The organism is Arthrobacter sp. Cza30 (assembly GCF_059090765.1).
The window spans coordinates 87,746-107,911 of sequence record NZ_JBNHGA010000001.1 but is presented as its reverse complement, the minus strand read 5'-3'; the positions used below and the strand labels follow the sequence as shown (position 1 = coordinate 107,911).

The following is a 20,166-nucleotide window of genomic DNA, read 5'->3' as shown; positions in this document are numbered from 1 at the left end:
GCCTGAGCCCGTGGATCGGGTGAAGTCTGCTCGCGACGTCGCTTGGATCGACCCAAGGTTGAGCCGCGATGGCTCAACCATACGCCTGCGTCCGGGCATCCGTCAAATCAAACTTGATATGAACCGGCTCAAGTTGCTGGAGCGACACCCGGCGGGGGCGCCACCGAGGCGCGCCTGATGAGACGCGTGTCGAGAGTGTGGCGAATCCGGCCCGACGCGTCCTCCGGCGATGTATCGCTCGACGCGGCGCGGTCGATATGGCCGAGCAGGACCTCCGCGGCGCGAGTGCCGAGGGCGAGCATGGGCTGCTCGACCATGGTCAGGGGCGGGTCCATCACCGAAGCCCACGAGCTGTCGTCGAAGCCGATGAGCGACACGTCGGCCGGGATGCGCAGGCCTGCCGCCCGGATCGCGTGCAGCGCACCGGTGACCGCGTCGGTCTCGGTGCAGAACAACGCCGTCACGCGGTCGTCGAGTCGCAGCATCCGTTCCACCTCGGCGATCGCGCGCGCCTCCGTCTTCTCCCCCACCATCACGAGGTCGGCGTCGAACGGCAACCCGGCGTCGTCGAGCGCGTCGAGGTAGCCGCGCAGGCGCTCGCCGTCGGTCCACAGGTTCCGGGCGGCCGCATCCACGAGCTCTCGCCGGCGGGCCGGACGCTCGGGAACGGGCGGTCCCCAGACGAAGCCGATGCGCCGGTGACCGGCGGCGATGAGCGAAGCCACCGCCTCCCGGCTGGCTTCGCGGTTGTCGATCACGACGGCCGCGAGGTCGTCGAGCCCGGGAACCGCGCGGTCGACGAGAACGACCGGGATGCCGCGCGCCCGCGCCTCCTCGATGTGGGCGGTGCCGGCGGGCGTGAGCGCCGCCGACGCGACGATGATGCCGTCCACGCGCTTGTCGATGAGCACGTTCACCGCGGCGATCTCTTCGGTCAGATCCTCGTGCGTGCTGAGCACCAGGGTGTCGAACCCGCGGGCGCGCGACGCATCGGAGATGCCCCGCACGACGCCGGCGAAGAACGGGTTGCCGATGTCGGCGACGACCACCCCGAGGGTGTGGCTGACGCCCGTCGACATGCTGCGTGCGAGGGCGTTCGCCCGATACCCGAGGCGCTCCGCCGCCGCGAGAACGCGCTCGCGGGCTTCAGGACTCACGTACCCGTAGCCGCCGAGCGTGCGGGCCGCCGTCGCGCGCCCGACATTGGCTTCGGTGGCGACGTCGGAGATCGTCGGAGGAGTCGAGCGCTCGGGGGACATCGTCCGCGCCCCCTTCCGCGTCACCGGCTCACCACATGCTACTGGCGACCGCGTCGCCGACCGGGCGGCCGCGGCCGAACGCTCCCTCGACGAAGCACTGCGCCCAGGCCGACTGGGCGCCAGCAGCGAGCGCCCGCTCCAGTTGCCCGGCGGTCGGCCCCGCAGCCTTGCGCCAGCCCTCACCGAGGAGCGACACAATGAATCCTGCGACGAAGGCGTCGCCGCATCCCATCGTGTCGACGATGGCGGACTCGTCCTCGATGCGGTGCGCGGGAGCACTTCGCCAGAAGCGGCCGTCGGTGACGAGGGCGCCATCCGTGCCGCGCGTGCCGAGGGCGAGCGACGCACCGCGTCGGACGATGTCGGCCAGGAGCGCCCGCGCCTCGCAGTCGTCGAGCCCGGAGCAGGACACCAGAGCGAGGTCGAGGTGCGGGGCGACGGCGTCGAGGTACTCGCCCGTCCGGAACTCGTCCTCGCTGGAGAAGTCGTAGCTCACCAGCACGTCGAGGCCGGCGAGCCGCTTCAGCTCGGACTCGACGCGCGAGTAGACGCTGGAGTGCACCAGGTCGAATCCCGCCGCGTACTCCAGCCGTCCGTCCTCGAGGTCGATCGGCTCGCGCACCGTGACGCCGCCGCCGTTCCATCCCAGGAAGACGCGGTCGCCCTCCCGGACGTGCAACGACGAGACGCCGGTCTCTCCGGCGCGGACGACGCTCCGGTCGATGGCGATGCCCTCCGCGTGAACCGCCTCACGCAGGAACGCGCCGAGGTCGTCGTCCCCGAAGACGCCCACGTACGCCGCGTCCGCCCCGAGCCGTCGGGCGAAGACCGCGACGTTCACCGCATTGCCGCCGGGGTAGTCGATGCCTCGATCGAGGAAGCGGTCGACGATGTTGTCGCCGAATCCCAGTACGCGCATGTGTGCCTCCACCTGCCTCTGACCCGGCGCCCGCGCCGCAGGCGTCCGGCGGGTCGAGCGGGGCCGGACGCGCGTCCGGCCCCGCGGATCGTGTCGTGCTCAGTACTCCATGACGCGGTAGTAGCGACGCAGGTCGAGCGAGTGATCGCGCACGCGTTCGAGGTGCTTGCTCACTCGGCCCATCACGGTGTCGAGCACGATCGGCGCGATGTACTGCCGGTTCTCCTGACTGAAGCCCTCGAGCGCGTAGTCCCGGGTGTCGAAGACGGTGACGTCTTTCGAGATCCGCTTGGCGAAGGCCTCCGCGCGGTCGGTGACCGGACGCGTGCGGTCCTCGCCCTGGAAGATGAGCACCGCCGTGTCCTCCTCGAGCAGCTCGAGTGAGCCGTGGAAGAACTCCGCGCTGTGCACGCGCGTCGTGCGCAGCCACTGCATCTCCTCGAGGATGCACATCGAATACAGGTAGGTGAAGCCCCACAGCGGCCCACCGCCGATGAGGAAGTAGTAGTCGGTTTCGACGTGCGCTTCGGCGAACGCCGCGGCGAGCGGCTCAGCCTGCTCCGCCGCGGCCACGAGCGCGTCGGGCAGATGCACCAGCTCGTCGGCGAGCGAGGGGTAGCCGTCGAACTCGCCGCGCCGATACAGGATGCGGCCCACGAGCAGCAGTAGCTGCATGTCGAACGGCCAGGTCTTCGGCTCGGAGACGAGCGCGTGGTCGACGTTCAGGGCGATCGGCGACGTCGGCACGCCGGTGAAGGCGACGGTCTTCGCACCGAAGCCCTTGACGTAGTCGAGCGCCCGGACGACGTCCTCCGTCGTGCCCGAGACCGACGCCACCACGACGAGCGTGCGCTCTCCGAGGAGCGCGTCGCCCGACTCGATCAGCTCAGCTGCGATCGCGGAGCGCACGGGAAGGCTCGAGCGCTGCCGCGCCAGGAACTCGTACGGCCACATCTGGGCGTACGTGCCGCCGGAGCCGACCAGCAGCACATTCTCGATGCCGTCGTCGAGAAGGCCCTCGACGAGTTCCTCGACCTGCGGGCGGAGGGCGACGGCGCTGGCCGTCTGAGCGCGGAATTCGGGCTCCTCAAAGCCGAGCATGCGTGTGTCCTTTCGCGTGGTTTCCCGGCCGGCACGGGATCCGAATGTGATACCGGTCTCAGGTGGCGACCATGTTGACACGGCCTTGACGCGACTGTCAAGCATGCGCGCCGCGGGAATCTTTTGAACTCGAGACTGGTACCGGTCTCAGGTTTCATGTACATTCGGCTCCCAAGTCACGCACCGCAATATCCAGCGTCGGATCGGTGGGCGCCCGGGCGCCGTCGGTCCCTCCCGAGAACCGTCCTTCGGAAAGAGGTACCCATGCACGTACGCAGATACGCGATGACCGCGGCCGCGACGGCCGCGGCCCTGACCCTGGCGGGGTGCGCCGGAGGCTCTCCTGCTCCCGCAGCCGACGTCACGGCGGAACCCGAGTACTCGGGCACGCTGAGCATCCTCACGAAGTTCGCCGGCGAACCCCTCGGCCCGTACTTCGAGGATCTGGCGGCGGCGTACGAGGCCGAGCATCCGGACGTCGACGTCGAACTCATTCAGGAGACCGACCAGTCGGTGAAGGACAAGACGAAGACGCTCACGGCCAGCGGGGCCCTGCCCGACATCTACTTCACGTGGGCGGGCGACTGGGCGGAGAACTTCATCAGCGGCGGCCTCGCCGCCGACCTCACCGAGGTCATCGCGCCCGGCACAGAGTGGGGCGACCGCTTCGGCGAGGCGTCGCTGGACGCCTTCGCGGTCGACGGCAAGTACTACGGCATCCCGCTGTACAACAACGGGAAGTTCATGGGGTACAGCAAGACCGCGTTCGCCGAGGCAGGCGTCGAGGTGCCCACCACCTTCGAGGAGCTCATCGAGACGTGCGCGCCGCTCCGAGCGTCCGGATACGAGCCGATCGCCTTCGGCAACAAGGACGGCTGGCCGGCACTGCACTACCTGCAGCAGCTCTTCGCGTACAACGTGCCGAGCGACGTGCTGCACGCCGACTTCGATCCCGCCTCCGCCGAGTGGAGCCACCCCGGATACACGGCCGCACTCGAGCAGTTCAAGACCCTCGTCGACGAGTGCACCGACACCGGCACCGGCACGAACGGCGTGCTCTACACCACGGCGCAGGAGGCCCTCGCCGGCGGGCGGGCGGCGATGTACTACCAGGAGATCCTGGAGTTCGACACCGTCACGGCGGAGGGCAACGTCCTGACGCCCGACCAGTTCGGCATCTTCGCGCTGCCCGCCCCCTCGGATGCGGCGGGCGACACCGCGGCGATCGAAGGCTCGCCGGAGGGCTACCTCATCAATGCGAAGTCGCCGCGCGCCGCCCTGGCGGTGGACTTCATGAAGTTCGTCACCGACGAGGAGAACGCCAAGACACTGTCGTCGCCGCCGTATGGCCAGCCGAGCACGGTCATCGGCGCCGTCACGGAGGAGACCTCGAGCGCCGCGGTGTTCGAAGGGATCACGAAGGTGAACGAGGCCTCGCAGCTCGTCGTCTGGCTCGACACCGTGACCGTCCCTGAGGTGGCGGATGCCTGGCTCGCCGGCGGTGAGGCCCTCATCAGCGGAAGCTCCACGCCCGAGCAGGTCATGGAGAGCGTGCAAGGAGCGAACTCATCAGCACGATGACCACGAGGGGGCCGGCCACCGCCGGCCCCCTCGTTCCCACAGACACCACGTCCGTCGTTCTCGGCCGTCGGCCGAGAACGGGCAGGCCCGGCCGGTCGGTCGGCGCCTCGCCTGCCCGTCGACTCGCAGGCCTCGCGTGGGTGCTGCCCGCGATCGTCGTCATCGCCGTCTTCGTCTACCTGCCCCTTATCCAGAACTTCGGGTTCTCGACGCTCGAGTGGGACATCTACAGCGGGACGCAGACGTTCGTCGGCCTCGACAACTACGTGAAGCTCGCCGGTGACCCGGTCTTCTGGGCCTCGCTCGGCAACAACGTTCTGTACGCCGTGCTGTCGATCGCGTTCCAAGTGGCGGGCGCTCTCGTGCTCGCCGCGCTCATCGAGAGCCTGCGCCGAACGAGCTGGCGCAAGGCGCTGAGAGCGATCTACTTCGTCCCCTCGGCGATCTCGCTGACGGTCGCCGGCCTGCTGTTCTACTTCATCTACGAGCCGAACCTCGGGCTGCTCAACTCCTTGCTCGACGTGCTCGGTCTCGGCGCTCTGGCCCAGCCGTGGCTGGGGCAGGAGAGCACGGCGATGGTCGCGATCATCGCGATGAGCCAGTGGCAGGGCTTCGGGTACTCGACGCTCCTGTTCGCCGTGGCGATCCAGCGCATCCCGTCGGAGCTGTACGAGGCGGCATCGCTCGACGGCATCGGCCCCGTGCGGCGGTTCTTCCACGTCACGCTGCCGCTCGTCCGCGAGATGACGGGCTTGATGATGATCGTCACCATCTCGGGCGCCTTCCAGGTCTTCAACGAGGTGATGGTCATGACCAGTGGCGGTCCCAACAACTCCACGCAGGTGCTCGGCACCTGGCTCTACCGGAACGGGTTCGTCCGCAACGACTTCGGCTACGCCGCGGCCATCGCCACCGTGATCTTCGTGGTCACGCTCGCCATCGCGCTCGCGCAGCTCTGGTACACGCGCCGCAGGAGGGTCGAATGGTGACGGCAACCGTGTCCGATCGCACCGTGTCCAATCGCACGGTCAACCCGCGCAACGTGCGCTCGCGCTCGGTGACGCGGGCAGGCTTCCTCGGCGTCGTGGGCAAGGTCTTCATCTGGTCGTTCCTGCTCGGACTCGTCACCGTGGTGGTCTACCCGCTGCTGTGGATGGTGCTGAACGGCTTCAAGACCAACGCCGAGCTCTTCGGCAACCCGTTCGCGCTGCCCCTCGAGTGGAGCTGGCAGAACTACGCGAACGCCTGGAACCGCGGTGTGAGCGGATACCTCACCACGAGCGTGCTCGTGACGGTGACGTCGACGATCACGACCGTGTTCATCAGCGCCTGGGCGGCGTACGGGCTCACCCGCGTCCGCGTGCCCTTCGGCCGGGTGACCGCCGGGCTCATCCTGGGCGGACTGATGCTGGCGCCGGCGGTTGCACTGGTTCCGCTGGTGAAGATGTTCCAGGCGATGGGTCTGTACAACACCTTCTGGGCGCTGCTGATCCTCTACACGGCGTTCCGGATCCCGTTCACCACGTTCCTCATCCGGGCGTACATGATCGATCTGCCGCGCGAGGTCGACGAGGCGGCTGAGGTCGACGGCGCGAGCCGGTGGACGACTTTCTGGCGGATCATCCTGCCGATGTCGAAGCCGATCATCATCTCGACGGTCATCCTCCACGTGCTGTTCGCGTGGAACGAGTATCTGTTCGCGATGGTGTTCACCAGCGGCACCGACGTGCAGACGCTGCCCGTGGGGCTGACGAGCCTCATGAGCAAGCACGGCACCGACTACCCGGTCGTCTTCGCAGGCATGGTGATCGCAGCGGTGCCGGTCGTGGCCCTGTTCTTCCTCTGCCAGCGGTACTTCATCAAGGGACTCTCGGAAGGGATCGGCAAATGACGATCGCACTCGACCAGGTGAACGGGTCGAACTTCTCCTACCAGCACCGCCCGCTCGCGGAGTGCTTCGACGATCTCGCCGAGCTCGGCCGGCAGCGTGTGGAGCTGTGGGGCATCGCTCCGCATCTCCACGTGAGCCGGACCAGCGATGGCGAGGCTCGGGCGATCCGCCGTCTCGCCGCCGAGCGCGGCCTGCGGATCGACTGCCTCACCCCGGAGCAGGTCATGTACCCGGTCAACGTCGCCTCGCCCGACACGCGCCTGCGCGCCGCCAGCGTCGCGATGTTCCGCCGCGCGGCCGAGCTCGCCGTCGAGTTGGGCGCGTCGCGGCTGTTCCTGACCCCCGGTCGCGGGTTCGAGAGCGAATCGACGGATGCGGCATGGCGACGTGCCGTGGACGCGATCGGCGAGATCGCGGCCTACGCCGACAGCCTGGGGCTGGACTGCGTGCTGGAGCCGCTCCAGCGGGTCGAGTCCAACCTGGTCAACACGGCCGGGAATGCCGCCGCGATGCTCGCCGACATCGCGGCCGCGAACCTCGGCGTCGCGCTCGACACCGTGGCGATGACCGTGGCGGGCGACGACGTCGACGCGTACTTCGACCGGCTCGGCTCGCTGGTGCGGCACGTGCACCTGATCGACGGCAGTCCGGCCGGTCATCTCGCCTGGGGTGACGGCGAGCTGCCGTTGCGCGACATCCTCGCCGCCCTCGACCGCCGCGGCTACACCGGGCCGATGACGGTCGAGCTCTTCGGTGACGGCTCCTACGCCTTCGACCCGAAGCCGGTGCTGCAGCGCTCGCTCGCGGCGATCGAGCAGGCGCTCCCACGAGCCGCCGCTGCCTGAGACGGCACCTGCCGAACCGCGCCCGCCCGGCGCGCGCCTTCCGGGTGCATGACCACGGGCGCGCATTCCTTCGTTCCCCCTCACTCTCAAGGACTTCTCCATGCTCAACCTCGACACCGAACGCTTCTTCGACATCCAGTCCGGCGCCGTCGCGCTCGCTCCTCGCATCGACGAACTCGTGCGCCGGCGACTCGCAGCCGGGACCGACACCGTGATCTTCGCCGGCTCCGGCGGGGCCGGCATCCTGATGCAGCCCGCCGTCCGGTTCCTGCAGACGCGCTCCCGGCTTCGCGTGCTGCAGGAGATGCCCGCGGAGCTCGTGCACACCGGGTCGGTGCATCTCGGGCCAACGACGCTCGTGGTGATCCCGTCGCTCTCGGGAACGACGGTCGAGAGCATCGAGCTGCTGCGTTCCGCCCAGGCCGCGGGCGCGTTCGTCGTGACGCTCACCGGCGATGCCGGCACCCCGCTCGCGAAGGAGGCCGACGCCAACCTCACGACGTTCGCCGCGGACGACACCTCGAGCGAGACCTTCACGGTGCAGGCACTGCTGCTCGCGCTTTCGATCCTCGAGGCCTTCGACGGCGACGACGACGCACCGCGGCTGCGTTCCCAGCTCTCGGACCTGCCCGGCGCCCTCCTCGGCATCAAGCGCACCTTCGAGGGCCGGGCTGAGGAGATCGCCCGAGTGATCGCCGCGAGCGACTACCACATCGTGACGGGCGCCGGCGGAAGCTGGCCGGAGGCCTTCTACTACGGCATGTGCATCCTGGAGGAGATGCAGTGGATCCGCACCCGGCCGGTGCACGCCAGCGACTTCTTCCATGGCACCCTCGAGCTGCTCGAGCCCGGCGTCAGCGTCCTCGCGCTGAAGGGTGAAGATGCCGGACGGCCGCTGATCGAGCGCGTCGAGGCGTTCGTACCCACCGTCACCCAGACCCTCACGGTGATCGACACCGCCGACTTCGAGCTGCCGGGATTCTCTCCACAGCTCCGAGCGCTGCTCGCGCCCACGCTGCTTGCGACCGCGCTGGAGCGCGTCAGTGCCCACCTGGAAGTGCTCCGCGACCACCCACTCACCACGCGCCGGTATTACAGGCGCGTGCAGTACTGAGGCGGCGACGGATGCGGCGGACCGCGGCGGTGGTGGGTGACAACACCATCGACGAGTACATCGGCGCGGAACCGGCGCTGTTCGTCGGGGGCAATGCGCTCAACGTCGGCGCTCAGCTCGTGGCCGCCGGCATTCCGACGGCGTACTTCGGAGCCATCGGATCCGATGCCTTCGGCCGCGCGGTCGCTCGGGGCGTGCTGCGAGCCGGCTTGACGCCCGAGGGCCTCGTCACTCGTCCGGGTGCGACGGCACTCACGCGCATCGACGTGAAGCCCGGCGGTGAGCGTGAGTTCGTCTCCGAGGATTTCGGGGTGACCGCGAACTACGTTCCGCGGCGAGCCGAGCTCGCGCTGATCTCCCGCGCCGACTGGGTGCACCTCGGAATGCTCGCCGAAGCCGATGCCGTCCGCGCTGCCATCCGCACCATGGGCGGACGACTGCCACGTCTCAGCCAGGACGGGGCGGTCTCTCGGGGCTTCGCCGGACTCGACGTCGCGTTCGGATCGGTTGCCGATCCGCCTGAGGAGGAAGCACGCGCGTGGGCGCGTCGAGCCATCGCGGGAGGAGCGGCCCTGGCGGTGGTGACGCGCGGTGCGTTGGGTGCGATGGCAACCGACGGCTCGCGGTGGTGGCGGCAGGATGCTGTGCCCGCCGAGGTCGTCGACACCACGGGCGCCGGCGACGCCTTCATCGCCGGATTCATCGCCGCACGCCTGGGCGGTGCAGGCGTCGGGACGGCGCTTGCTGCGGGCGCCCAACAGGCCGCTCGCGCCTGTGAGCATCGGGGCGGGTGGCCGGACGCGCGCATCCCGTGAGAACGACGGTCCCGGGTCGCGGCATCCGTGTCCCCGTGCTCGCTCCACAGGAGAGCGCCCTTCCACAGGAGTTCTCGGGCTCGAGCCTCCTGCGGAGAGACACATCTCCTGCTCGGAAGGGAACCTTCCACGACCTCGGGTTCGCTGCCTGTCAAGGCCGCATGGATCGCCTCCGCCGAACCGGTCATCAGCCTGCGCTCGAGACCGGCGGCTCACCCCCGTGGGCACTCCTGGGCGCCGGTCGCCGCGTCGAGCCCGGTCTCTGAGCCGGACAGCTGCTCGACCACGCGCACCGCGGCCGGCCAGTAGCGGGCGTAGTGCTGAGGGTCGGCGTTGATCTGCGTGCGGTGCGCCACCAGTGTCGGTGCGAGACCATGCCTCTCCACCTCCGGCACGACCTTCGTCATGGCGCGGTAGAACAGCGACGCCGCGGCGTACGGGTCCAGGCGCTGCTCTCGAGTTCCCCAGCCGTCCTGCTGCTGGAAGAGCCCGATCGACGTGGTGCGGCTGCCGTCCGGGTTGGTGACGCCGCTGGTCTCCCAGTCGCCGTAGTCGAGGTTGCGCAGCGAGGACTCCCCCATCGCCGTCATGACGGCGATCGCCTGATCACGAGCCGACAGCCCCAGGTCGCTGCCGGCACGCATGATGACGGCGGCGTTGTCGAGCTGCTCGGCATCCCACCCGCTCGCCGACACAGCCGAGCGCTGCGGCACCAGGGCCGCGATGCGGCAGTCGCCGGACCCCCGCATCACGGTGCTCGCGAGCGCGACGGCGGCGAGGAGGCCGAGGACGGCGAGAGAGGCGGCCGACGTGATGAGCAGGATGCGCACGCGGCGAGCGCGCGCGCCGCGGGAACGCCGACGGCTCGCGCCGGAGCGGCGCCGATTCCCGTTCGCCCGCGCATCGGACGGCGTGCGCTTCCTCGGCGGCCGGCGGGCGTGGCGCGCGGCCGCACGTGAGGGACCGGTTCGCGCCATGCCCCGAAGTCTCCCAGTCCCGGCTGGGAACGGGCCTCGTCTCCGCCGGGAGCGACGTGTTGCTCGCGAGCGGCGCGGTGCGCAAGACTGCCGGGATGCCCGTCTTCGATCACATCGGCATCACCGTCGACGACCTCGAGATCGGAATCGCGCAGTTCGATCCGGTGCTCCGGGCGCTGGGGTTCACCCGCTGCGACGCCGAGAGCGGTGTGTCCTGGCATACCGAGGGCGAGACCGAGCTGATCCTCTTCCCCGCCCGCGAGCCGGGTACCGGCCCTCATCGCCACGGGCGCGTGGGGTGGCAGCACCTCGCCTTCGCGGTGGACTCGCGCGCCGAGGTCGATCGCCTGCACGCCGTGGCCATGGAAGCCGGCTGGTCGGCGGTGCGGGAGCCGAAGCTATACCCGCGCTTCAACGATCGGTACTACGCCTCCTTCGTGGAGGACGACAACGGCATCCGGATCGAGTTCATGCACAACCCTCCTCACGGCGCCTGATCGCTCGCGCGGCTGCGAGCGCGACCGCGGACGACGTCCCCCACGTGACGTACGGTGGTGCGACGATGCGCGCGATGATCATGGATGCTGTGGCGGGTCCACTCTCGATCCGCGAGGTGCCGGACCCGGTTCCGCCGCCCGGCGGTGTGGTCGTCCAGGTGCGAGCGACCGGACTGTGCCGCAGCGACTGGCACGCGTGGGCCGGCCACGATGACATCGCGCTTCCGCACATTCCCGGGCACGAGCTCGCCGGCGTGGTCGTCGCCGTCGGCGAAGAGGTGCGGAGGTGGTCGGTCGGCGACCGCGTGACGGCCCCGTTCGTGCTCGGCTGCGGCCGGTGTGAATGGTGCCTCGCCGGCGACGCCCAGGTGTGTCCGCAGCAGGAGCAGCCGGGCTTCACGTACTGGGGCTCGTTCGCCGAGGCGGTCGTCCTCCACGCCGCTGACGTCAACCTCGTCGCGATCCCCGAGGGCGTCTCCTTCGAGGCCGCGGCCGCGCTGGGATGCCGATTCGCGACGGCCTATCGAGCGCTGACCGCACGCGCGAGGGTGCAGGCGGGCGAGTGGGTCACCGTGGTCGGTGCCGGCGGCGTGGGCCTGAGCGCTGTCATGATCGCGACGGCACTCGGAGCTCGCGTGATCGCGGTGGACCGCAATCCCGATGCCTTGGCGGAGGCGACCCGGCTCGGCGCGACGCATACCGTGGATGCCGCGACGGATGTCGCCGACGCGGTGCACGCCCTCACCGGTGGCGGCGCTCACGTCACGGTCGATGCCGTCGGCAGCGAGCAGACCTGCGCCGACGCGGTTCTGAGCCTGCGGCGACGGGGACGCCATGTGCAGATCGGGCTGCTGCCCTCGGCCACCGGCCTCACGGCAGTTCCCATGGCGCGAGCCATCGCGTGGGAGCTCGATCTGCTCGGCAGTCACGGCATGGCCGCCGTGGACTATCCGGACATGCTCACGCTCATCGGACGCGGGGTGCTTCGACCGCACGAGCTCATCGAGCGGGTCGTCGGCCTCGAGGAGGCCGCTCGGCTGCTCCCGCATCTTGACACCGCCACGCCCGCGGGGATGACGATGATCGATCCGCGACGGTGACGAGCCCGCATCCGACGTCAGAACGGGTGCGTCGTGGCGGCTCCGCCCCGCCGCGAGGGCGGGGCGCAGCCGTCACCCGATTCAGTCAGCCGCGATGTCCGCGGCCGCTCCCGCACGCCGACGGCGCGCGATGACGAGCGCTCCGCCACCGCCCAGCAGCAGCACCAGCGCGCCGAGCACCGCAGCCCACGCGATCGTGCCACCGGTGATCGCGAGGCCCGGCGGTGACACCAGGACATGTTCGGTGCACAGGTTCGAGCCCGGCGCGCAGATCGGCTCTTCGCCGGTGACGGCGACCACGTTGCCGAGTCGGTGGTCGCCCTGCTCGTCGTACGCCTTCACGGTGACCGTGTATGTCACCGTCACAGTGTCTCCCGACGCCACGGCGCCGGTGACCCGGATCGCCTGGCTCCCGCGCTCCGCCGTCACGCCGGGATCCGATGCCACCGGACCCGCCGAGACGTTGGCGTCGTCGACCACGTCGGCCAGGTGGTCGGTGTAGTCGATCGGCGTGCTGGCGGCATCCGGGTTCGTCGACACGTTCTCGAACGTGAGCGTGTACGTCACGCGGTCGCCCTGCGACACCTCGGTGCCCGACGCCGGGTCGGCCGACTTCGACGCGATCACGTTGGAGACGTGGTTCACCGTGCAGTCCGGGCGGTCGGAGTCGACCGGCACGCAGCTGCCGTCCGGGTCGGTTCCGGTCGGAACCAGGGCGTTCCCAAGACGGTCATCCCCGCGATCACCGTCGGCGTTCACCGTGACGGCGTACATGACGGTCACGTGTTGGCCCGGCGTCAGCGTGCCGGACACCGTGAAGCGGTCCGCGCTGATGGGCGACACCGACAGGGCAGGGTCGGAGCTCGTCGGCCCGGTCGTGACCGCCGCGTCATCGAGCACCTGCGTGAGCACGTCGTCGCGATTGACATCGACGTCCGCCTCTCCGGTGTTCTCGAAGTGCAGGGTGTACGTCACCTGCTGGCCTGGGCGGACGGTGCTTCCCGACGCCGGGTCGACGAGCTTCCAGTCGTCGAGCTCGCTGATCGGGTGCGTGGTGGTCGGCGGCGCGAACGGCTCGCAGTCGGCATCCGCGTCCTGACAGAGGTACGGCGGCACGTCGGGCGTCAGCACGTTGGACGCGATGTTGTCACCGCGCTCGCCGTCCGGCTTGATCGTCACCGAGTAGGTGACCGTGACCGTCTGGTCGGGCTGCAGCGTCCCCGTGACGCGGATCTCGTCGCCGGTGCGCTCCGCGGTGATCGCCGCGTCGGACGGCGCGGGCTCGGAGGTCACGTCGGCGTCGTCCAGCACGTCGGACAGGTCGTCGGTCGAGTCGACGGCCCCCGCTGCCTGGCCGTCGTTCGTCCACGAGAGCGTGTACGTCACGACATCGCCGCCCTGCAGAGCCTCGCCCGATGCCGGGTCCGACGTCTTGCTCGGCACGATGTGCGGGAGGGGCGTGGTCACGATGGCCGGCGGGTCGCAGATCTCCGGGCTCGCACACACCGCGGCGGCGGTGTTCTGCAGCACATGGTCTCCGCCGTTGGTGACCGTCACCGAGTAGGTGAAGGTCTCGGCGTCGCCGGCCGCGAGGGGCCCGGTCCACGTCAGGATGGGTGCGGTGTACGAGATCGACCCGGCCGACGCGGACACATCGGCGTTGTAACTCGCGTCGTCGAGCACGCCGGACAGGTCATCCTGGGCGACGGCGGGGGCGTCGTCGGTGTAGTCGCCTTCGCCGTCGTTGCGAATGGTGACGGTGTACGTGACGACATCGCCGGTGGTCACATCCGTCTCGGCATCCGACGTCTTGGTGACGGCCAGGTGCCGCACCGGGTTCTCGGTACGGCACGTCGGGTCTGCCGTCGGGCATCCGGCGTCGCCCCCGAGCACGTTGCCCAGCACGTGGTCGCCCTGTTCGGCGAACGCCTTGACGGTCACCGTGTACGACACCGTGTAGGTCGCAGCGGCGGGCACCGCTCCGGTCACGTCGATCCGCGTGCCGTTCACCACAGCCGACAACGCCGGGTTCGATGTCGTCGGACCGCCGGTGAGCGTGGCGTCGTCGAGGACGTCGGACAGATCGTCGAACGTGTCGACCGTGGCCGTGGCCAGTCCGGTGTTCTGGAAGTACAGCGTGTACGTCACCTGCTGACCGGCGACCACCGACGTCCCGGATGCCGGGTTCACCGACTTGCGGTCCTGCAGCGCCGAGCCGGGAATCTGCACCGATCGGCACGGATCGGCAGGGTCCGTGGCGAGTTCGGCCGGCACGCACGCCACGTTCACCAAGCTGTTGTCGCCGGCGGACGCGTCATACGTCACCGAGTAGGTGATCGTCGCGATCGCACCGACCGCGAGCGGACCTTCCCAGGTGAGCGAGTCGTCCGCCGGATCGAAGCTGACCGTCCCGATGTCCGCCGAGGCGTCATCGTTGTACGCCGCGTCGTCGAGCACAGCCGAGAGGTCGTCCGTCATCGTGCCGGGCGCAGCCGCGGTGAACACGCCCGGACCGGTGTTCTCCACCGTCACGGTGTACGTCACCACCCCGCCGTCGGCCGGCAGTTCGGTCGTGTCCGCGACCTTGGTGTGCGTCAGGCGCGGCAGCAGGAGCTCTGTCTCGGCACATGGCACGCCGGTGACCGGATCCACGCCGCCCACGGGCGGTTCGCACGCCGGGGCGGTCGTGTCGCACGCCGGATCCGCCGGGTCGCACCCGGGGCCGAACGCCACGTTGCGCACCACGCCGTCGCCACCTGCGGCGAGCGTCACCGAATAGGTGATCGTCACCGTCTCGCCGGCATCCAGCGGCCCCGCCCAGCTCAGTCGCGGGCTCGAGAACGTCGGCGCCGGGCCATCGGAGGCCTGCGCGTCGTGGTTGAATGCCGCGTCATCGAGCACACCGGACAGGTCATCGAGCACCACGGCGGGGTTGGCGGTCGTGTAATCGCCGTCACCGGTGTTCTGAACCGTGACCGTGTACGTGATGGTGTCACCCGGCCGCGAGTCCGCCGTCGCATCCGACGTCTTCGTGATCGACAGTTCCCGTTCCACGACGGTCACCGGGTAGTCCTCGACCTCACCGGCGGTGGCCGCGCCCGTCGGCGAGAACGTCGTCACATCACCCGGGAAGAGACGGAACCGAGCGAACGTGTCGGTCGTCACGGCGCCCACCGGGAAGGTGAGCTGGTAGTCCGCGGTCCCGGAGTTCGCCGGCACCGGAGCCGTCACGAGCTCACCGTCGTCGAATGCGCCGCTGCCGTTCAGGTCGATCCAGCCTGCGAGCGTCGCCGCACCCGAGGTGCCGTTCGTGACCGACACCGTGACCGTCGTCTCGTCGCCCACTGTTACGACGACGTCACCGGCAACGCCGTCTTCGTCCGCCACACGGTCGGTGTCGTCGCCATCGGCGGCGGCGGTGGGCTGCCCGTCGGGATCGAAATCGATCAGGGAGCCGATGGCGAGGCCAGGGGTGATCGTGTGACGCGGACCGTTGCTCGCGAGGGTGGTCCCGTACGAGTCCGGCGCGTCGCCGAAGTCGGAGCAGGCGGGAGGCTGGATGGTCAGGTCCCCGTCGCCGTCGAACCCGAAGCCGGAGCCGTTCCCGCCTCTCCAGAGGATCTCGAACGAGCTCTTGTCCTCGAGCGCGACCTGGAAGCGGCTTCCCGGGTCTCCGAACGATGCCTTGCCGCCGCTGAACACGATGTCATCGCCAGTCGTGCGGATCGTCACCGCGCTGCCTTCAGTGACCGCGTAACCGGCCAGATCGGAAGCGGTGAACGTGGCGGACTCCACGTTCGGGCCGTCCATGTCGTTGGCGGTGAACACACCGCTGATCTCGACGGGACTCGTCGTGCCGGCCTCGTAGAACGAGTACCGCAGTCGCGCCATGGTGTTGATCTGCCACTGGCCGTCATCGATGCCGAAGTTGATCCCGTCGCCGCGACCGATGCCGTTGGGGGGCATCTGGTCGGGCCTCATGACGCCCTCGAGCACCTCGACGACCATGTCGACCGGTACACCCTGGATCACGCTGACGTTCGCGAACCGCGTGGACGATCCCACCATCCCGATACCGGTGGTGGCCGCCACGTTGTCGAACGTGAAGGCGTAGTACTGCGAGCCGGTCGTGACACATGAGTCGGGCTGGATCAAGCGCTCCACGAGCACGCGGTAGTCTTCGACCTCCCCATCCGGTGCGGCACCGGAGGGCGAGGCGATCGACGCGGCGTCCGTCGAGTACCGCACACGAACATACGTCTGGATGCCCGCAGGATTGGTTCCCTGAGCGAAGGTGATGTCGTTGGAGCCGGTGGTCACCGGCTGCGCGTTGGCGACCTGCTCGCCGGTATCGAGGAAGTCGCCGTCCTGGTTCCAGTCCACCCACACGCTCACGAACCCGTCAGCGGATGTCTCCACCTCCAGAGTGTTCTCGACCGGCTGCTGCGAGTCGGGGTCCAGACCGGTCCGGATCGTGGCGCTCGGATACCCGAGTGCCGGGTTGAAGCTCACCCCGTCCTCGTCCGCCAGACGATCAGAGTCGTCGCCGTCGGCCTCAGCATTCGGCTGACCGTCGCTGTCGAAGTCGATCCGGGCGCCGAGCGTGAGGCCCGGGGTGACCGTATGCCGCGGACCGTTGCTCGCGAGGTCGGTGCCGTACGAGTTGGGAGCATCACCGAAGTCGGAGCAGGCGGGCGGTTGGATGCCGATATCGCCGTCGCCGTCCATGGAGAACCCGGAACTGCGGGCGCCTTCCCAGCGGGACTCGAATGATTCGATCCCTTGGAGCACGACCTGGAACCGGCTTTCCGGTCCCGCGTCGCTCGCGACGGTTCCGGTGAATGTCACCTTCCCCTCCGCCTCGCTGATGGCAACGGTGCTTCCCTGGGTGACGGCGTATGAGCGAAGGTCAGCGAGGTCGAAGGTCGCCCGTTCTCTGACGTCGGCGGTGAATGCGTCCATGTCGTTGACGGTGATCACCGCGTTGATCGGCACCGGCGTCGTCGTGCCGGCCCCGACGAACGAGTAGCGGATCGTCGCATCACCGGTCGTCCAGGCGGCGTCGTCGTGTGCGCCGGCGGAATCCCCGAAGCCGTCCGGCGGCCGAACGCCGGGGTTCAGCGCACCCGACTCGACCTCTCCTATGACGTCGACGGCGACTCCGTTGACGACCGTCACGTTGGCGTACCGAACCCGGGTGCCCGGAGCGCCGCCGTTGGACACCTCGGAGATGGGAGCGCCGAACGTGAGTGCAGAGAACTCCACCGTGTTGGTAACGCAGGAGTCGGGCTGGATCAAGCGCTCCACGAGCACGCGGTAGTCTTGGACCTCCCCATCCGGTGCGGCACCGGAGGGCGAGGCGATCGACGCGGCGTCCGTCGAGTACCGCACACGAACATACGTCTGGATGCCCGCAGGATTGGTTCCCTGAGCGAAGGTGATGTCGTTGGAGCCGGTGGTCACCGGCTGCGCGTTGGCGACCTGCTCGCCGGTATCGAGGAAGTCGCCGTCCTGGTTCCAGTCCACCCACACGCTCACGAACCCGTCAGCGGATGCCTCCACCTCCAGAGTGTTTTCGACCGGCTGCTGCGAGTTCGCGTCCACACCTGTACGGATCGTGGCATTCGGATAGTCGAGCGCGGGGTTGAAGGCGACGCCGTCCTCGTCAGCGCCATCGCCGTCCGCGGCGGCGTTCGGCTGGCCGTCCGCCTCTGCATCCACATCCGAGCCGAGCTGGATGCCGTCGACGATCATATGGCGGGGACCGTCGGAAACCAGCGTTGTGCCGTAGGAGTTCGGCGCGTCGCCGAAGTCGACCGAGAGCGGCGAGTTGAAGCAGCGGGCGCCGTCGTTGAACCCGGATGCCGGACCTTGCGCGAAGAACGCGGCTGCGCCGGTCTCCATGTCGAAGCGCCAGATCGCGCCGGTGCCGTTGTCGGAACCGTAGAGGAAACCGTTGGGGTCGCTGTAGACGGCGCCGAACAAGGCACTGACCGGCTGACCACCGGGGTTCTGCAGAGGGCCGAGATCCCGCACGAGCGACATGGTGTGCGTGTCGGTGTCGAAGCGGACGAGCGCCATGCGCACGGGCGTGACGGTGTTCATGTACGCCGTGGCGTAGAGGTCGCCGTCTTCGACGTTGTAGCCCCAGTCGGGGCCCTGCAGCCACCCTGCCGGCATCGTGAAGCTGCCGGCGGAGACCACTTGCATGTATGTCGGCGAGGCGGGGTCGCTGAGGTCGATCTCGACCCAGCCCGGCTGAGCAGCGTTCGAGTTGCTCACCCAGTAGTGGCCGTCCGCGTCGAACTCGCCGACGTTCAAGGCGGTGCGAAGGGCGGTGGGTACCGGGAACGTCGTCCAGTTCGAGGGCAGCCCGAGGTCGTCGATCGCCCAGTCGCTGCCGATGCGCACGAAGGAAACCGACTGGTCGAACGCGTACATGAAGTCATCTGCCGGGTTGTAGCCGGCCGCGTTGAGGTTGCTCGCCGCGATGTCACTTGCGACTTCAGAACTGGCACCGGTGATCAGATCGACACTGTAGACATCGGTCGGCGCCTGCTGGAAAAGCGTGCCGGGAGCACCCGCGAGGCAGGAGAACGGCACCGGCGACTCCGGCGCCTCAGTCACGGTGAGGGTGGTGTCGGCATCCGGGATCAGGTTCGCCACCGAGGTGGAGAGGTTGTCCGTGTCGTTCGTGTAGCTGCCCACCGTGTCCGACGTGACGTTGACCGTGATCTCACACGTCGCACCGGCGGCGACAGAGATGCCCGAAGCGGTGATCTCGGTCGCACCGGCAGCGGCGTTGACCGTCGGAGAACCACAGCCCGGCGTGGCAGCCACGGTGTCGTCGGCCAGCGTGACCCCCGCGGGAAGCTGGTCGGTGAAGTCGAGCGGAGTGAGGGTCGGCTGCGTCGGGCTGGCCGGGTTGCTGATCGTGAAGGTGAGCGCACTGGTGCCGCCCGCTGTGATGCTGGCCGGGTTGAACGCCTTGGTCATCGGTGCGGTCGGGTACGACAGCGTGTAGCTCCACGAGTCGTTGCTGCCCACCTCCGGCAGCGTGCTGCCCGTCGTGTCGTTCGTCAGCGTGAAGGTGGTGACAGGAGCCGCGGACGTCAGCCGGAACGACCCACACGCACCGTTGGGGTTCGACCCGTCGTCACCGGCGCAACCGACATTGAGTGCTTGCTGCAGCGTGGAGTTCAGCGTGGTGCCCGTGACCTCCATGGCGTTGTTCTTGGCGAGGGTGGTGAGCGTGATGCCCGCGCCGGTGATCCCGGCTCGAGAGGCGTCCAGATTCACCGCATGAAGAACGGGGGCGATCACCGGCTTGCTGAACTCGACGGTCGCGGTTCTCGCCCCGCCGCCCAAGTAGGGCCCGGCGCAGTTGATGTCCGCGGATCGCACGTCCGCAGGTGGGTCGGGCTCGAGGAAGGCCGCCACATTGTTCGCGCCGGCCGAGCCGGTACCGAACGGGTTGCACCTTCCGGTGACGGAGGTCGTGGTCTCGGTGGCGGTGACGCCGGTGTCGAACGTCAACGTACGCCACGCACCGTTGCCGGCAGCGTCGCCGGCGCTGACGGCCGAGACGCCCGTCACCCACGCCTGCGAGGCTGAGACTGCCGCGGATGCAGGAGCCGCCGCACCGAACGTCACCATTGCGCCGCTGGTCAGCAAGCTCGCCGCCATCGCGAAGACGGCGACCGCGGCCGCGCTGCGCTGCCGCCGCGCCATCCGCATTCTGCGACGCGGCGCGGTCGTGCCACGGTCCGCCCGCATCGCCGTCATCGATCGCCGCGCGAACAGACGCGTATGACTCACAAACAACCCCCCCGGTCGGCACGCATCGCCAGGCAAGCGGTGCGCCGTGCGTGAAATCTGGGATCTCGCTGAAGACAGACTTCCAGCCTTTCTACCAAGTGCCCGCGGAAGCGTCCCGAAATTCACCCCTCGTTTCACCCGGAGCCTTGCCGCCGTGCGGGATCGCCCGGGAGGTAGCCTGACGAGGTGCCGCGGTGTGGCGGCGCATGTACCGGCGACACCAGCCGTTCATCGAAGGGCCATAGCGTG

13 protein-coding genes are annotated in these 20,166 nt (G+C 69.1%); 8 read left to right on the top strand and 5 right to left on the bottom strand.

What is annotated here, in order from left to right; translation table 11 throughout:
- Positions 1-128: 128 nt before the first annotated feature.
- The 3 genes from AC5RVZ_RS00470 to AC5RVZ_RS00460 all read right to left on the bottom strand — a co-directional run bounded on the left by AC5RVZ_RS00470 (position 129) and on the right by AC5RVZ_RS00460 (position 3,279).
- Positions 129-1,259, bottom strand: coding sequence for a LacI family DNA-binding transcriptional regulator (locus AC5RVZ_RS00470; protein ID WP_494063822.1), 1,131 nt, complete (start codon positions 1,257-1,259; stop codon positions 129-131).
- Positions 1,260-1,287: 28 nt separating this feature from the next.
- Entirely contained in the window at positions 1,288-2,178 is an 891-nt protein-coding gene (locus tag AC5RVZ_RS00465; protein ID WP_494063821.1) for a PfkB family carbohydrate kinase, read from the bottom strand.
- Positions 2,179-2,277: 99 nt separating this feature from the next.
- Positions 2,278-3,279 (bottom strand): SIS domain-containing protein, encoded by a 1,002-nt coding sequence (locus AC5RVZ_RS00460; RefSeq protein ID WP_494063820.1) that lies wholly within the window; start codon positions 3,277-3,279, stop codon positions 2,278-2,280.
- 264 nt (positions 3,280-3,543) lie between these two features.
- Here AC5RVZ_RS00460 and AC5RVZ_RS00455 point away from each other — a divergent pair, with 264 nt between their 5' ends.
- The 6 genes from AC5RVZ_RS00455 to AC5RVZ_RS00430 all read left to right on the top strand — a co-directional run bounded on the left by AC5RVZ_RS00455 (position 3,544) and on the right by AC5RVZ_RS00430 (position 9,525).
- Complete coding sequence (locus AC5RVZ_RS00455) at positions 3,544-4,860, top strand: ABC transporter substrate-binding protein (protein WP_494063819.1); 1,317 nt, start codon at positions 3,544-3,546, stop codon at positions 4,858-4,860.
- The gene (locus AC5RVZ_RS00450) at positions 4,857-5,849 is read left to right on the top strand and encodes a carbohydrate ABC transporter permease (RefSeq protein WP_494063818.1); all 993 of its coding nucleotides are present in this window, start codon (positions 4,857-4,859) and stop codon (positions 5,847-5,849) included. The genes AC5RVZ_RS00455 and AC5RVZ_RS00450 overlap by 4 nt, the downstream gene beginning before the upstream one ends.
- Positions 5,843-6,751 (top strand): carbohydrate ABC transporter permease, encoded by a 909-nt coding sequence (locus AC5RVZ_RS00445; RefSeq protein WP_494063817.1) that lies wholly within the window; start codon positions 5,843-5,845, stop codon positions 6,749-6,751. Before AC5RVZ_RS00450 ends, AC5RVZ_RS00445 begins: the two co-directional genes overlap by 7 nt.
- A complete protein-coding gene (locus tag AC5RVZ_RS00440; protein ID WP_494063816.1) occupies positions 6,748-7,596 on the top strand; it encodes a sugar phosphate isomerase/epimerase family protein in 849 nt (282 codons plus the stop codon). Before AC5RVZ_RS00445 ends, AC5RVZ_RS00440 begins: the two co-directional genes overlap by 4 nt.
- A 100-nt stretch (positions 7,597-7,696) precedes the next feature.
- On the top strand, positions 7,697-8,710 hold the full coding sequence (locus tag AC5RVZ_RS00435; protein WP_494063815.1) for an SIS domain-containing protein: 1,014 nt from the start codon (positions 7,697-7,699) through the stop codon (positions 8,708-8,710).
- 11 nt (positions 8,711-8,721) lie between these two features.
- Positions 8,722-9,525, top strand: coding sequence for a PfkB family carbohydrate kinase (locus AC5RVZ_RS00430; RefSeq protein ID WP_494063814.1), 804 nt, complete (start codon positions 8,722-8,724; stop codon positions 9,523-9,525).
- 212 nt (positions 9,526-9,737) lie between these two features.
- Here the strand turns inward: AC5RVZ_RS00430 and AC5RVZ_RS00425 are convergent, their stop codons facing one another.
- Positions 9,738-10,355 carry a peptidase M23 gene (locus AC5RVZ_RS00425; protein WP_494063813.1) on the bottom strand — a complete coding sequence of 206 codons (618 nt, stop codon included), beginning with the start codon at positions 10,353-10,355 and terminating at the stop codon, positions 9,738-9,740.
- A 242-nt stretch (positions 10,356-10,597) separates the two neighbouring features.
- Here AC5RVZ_RS00425 and AC5RVZ_RS00420 point away from each other — a divergent pair, with 242 nt between their 5' ends.
- Positions 10,598-10,999 (top strand): VOC family protein, encoded by a 402-nt coding sequence (locus AC5RVZ_RS00420; protein ID WP_494063812.1) that lies wholly within the window; start codon positions 10,598-10,600, stop codon positions 10,997-10,999.
- 65 nt (positions 11,000-11,064) lie between these two features.
- Positions 11,065-12,099 (top strand): zinc-binding dehydrogenase, encoded by a 1,035-nt coding sequence (locus AC5RVZ_RS00415; protein ID WP_494063811.1) that lies wholly within the window; start codon positions 11,065-11,067, stop codon positions 12,097-12,099.
- Positions 12,100-12,180: 81 nt separating this feature from the next.
- On the opposite strand, the gene AC5RVZ_RS00410 is transcribed toward AC5RVZ_RS00415, so the two are convergent.
- Positions 12,181-19,830, bottom strand: a complete 7,650-nt coding sequence (locus AC5RVZ_RS00410) for a DUF7927 domain-containing protein (protein WP_494063810.1) — start codon at positions 19,828-19,830, stop codon at positions 12,181-12,183.
- Between the last annotated feature and the right edge of the window lie 336 nt (positions 19,831-20,166).

Coding starts and splice junctions, on each gene's coding strand:
- AC5RVZ_RS00465 (WP_494063821.1), bottom strand. CDS start 2,178: ATGCGCGTACTGGGATTCGGCGACAACATCGTCGACCGCTTCCTCGAT.
- AC5RVZ_RS00445 (WP_494063817.1), top strand. CDS start 5,843: ATGGTGACGGCAACCGTGTCCGATCGCACCGTGTCCAATCGCACGGTC.
- AC5RVZ_RS00430 (WP_494063814.1), top strand. CDS start 8,722: ATGCGGCGGACCGCGGCGGTGGTGGGTGACAACACCATCGACGAGTAC.
- AC5RVZ_RS00440 (WP_494063816.1), top strand. CDS start 6,748: ATGACGATCGCACTCGACCAGGTGAACGGGTCGAACTTCTCCTACCAG.
- AC5RVZ_RS00410 (WP_494063810.1), bottom strand. CDS start 19,830: ATGGCGCGGCGGCAGCGCAGCGCGGCCGCGGTCGCCGTCTTCGCGATG.
- AC5RVZ_RS00455 (WP_494063819.1), top strand. CDS start 3,544: ATGCACGTACGCAGATACGCGATGACCGCGGCCGCGACGGCCGCGGCC.
- AC5RVZ_RS00420 (WP_494063812.1), top strand. CDS start 10,598: ATGCCCGTCTTCGATCACATCGGCATCACCGTCGACGACCTCGAGATC.
- AC5RVZ_RS00450 (WP_494063818.1), top strand. CDS start 4,857: ATGACCACGAGGGGGCCGGCCACCGCCGGCCCCCTCGTTCCCACAGAC.
- AC5RVZ_RS00435 (WP_494063815.1), top strand. CDS start 7,697: ATGCTCAACCTCGACACCGAACGCTTCTTCGACATCCAGTCCGGCGCC.
- AC5RVZ_RS00460 (WP_494063820.1), bottom strand. CDS start 3,279: ATGCTCGGCTTTGAGGAGCCCGAATTCCGCGCTCAGACGGCCAGCGCC.
- AC5RVZ_RS00470 (WP_494063822.1), bottom strand. CDS start 1,259: ATGTCCCCCGAGCGCTCGACTCCTCCGACGATCTCCGACGTCGCCACC.
- AC5RVZ_RS00415 (WP_494063811.1), top strand. CDS start 11,065: ATGCGCGCGATGATCATGGATGCTGTGGCGGGTCCACTCTCGATCCGC.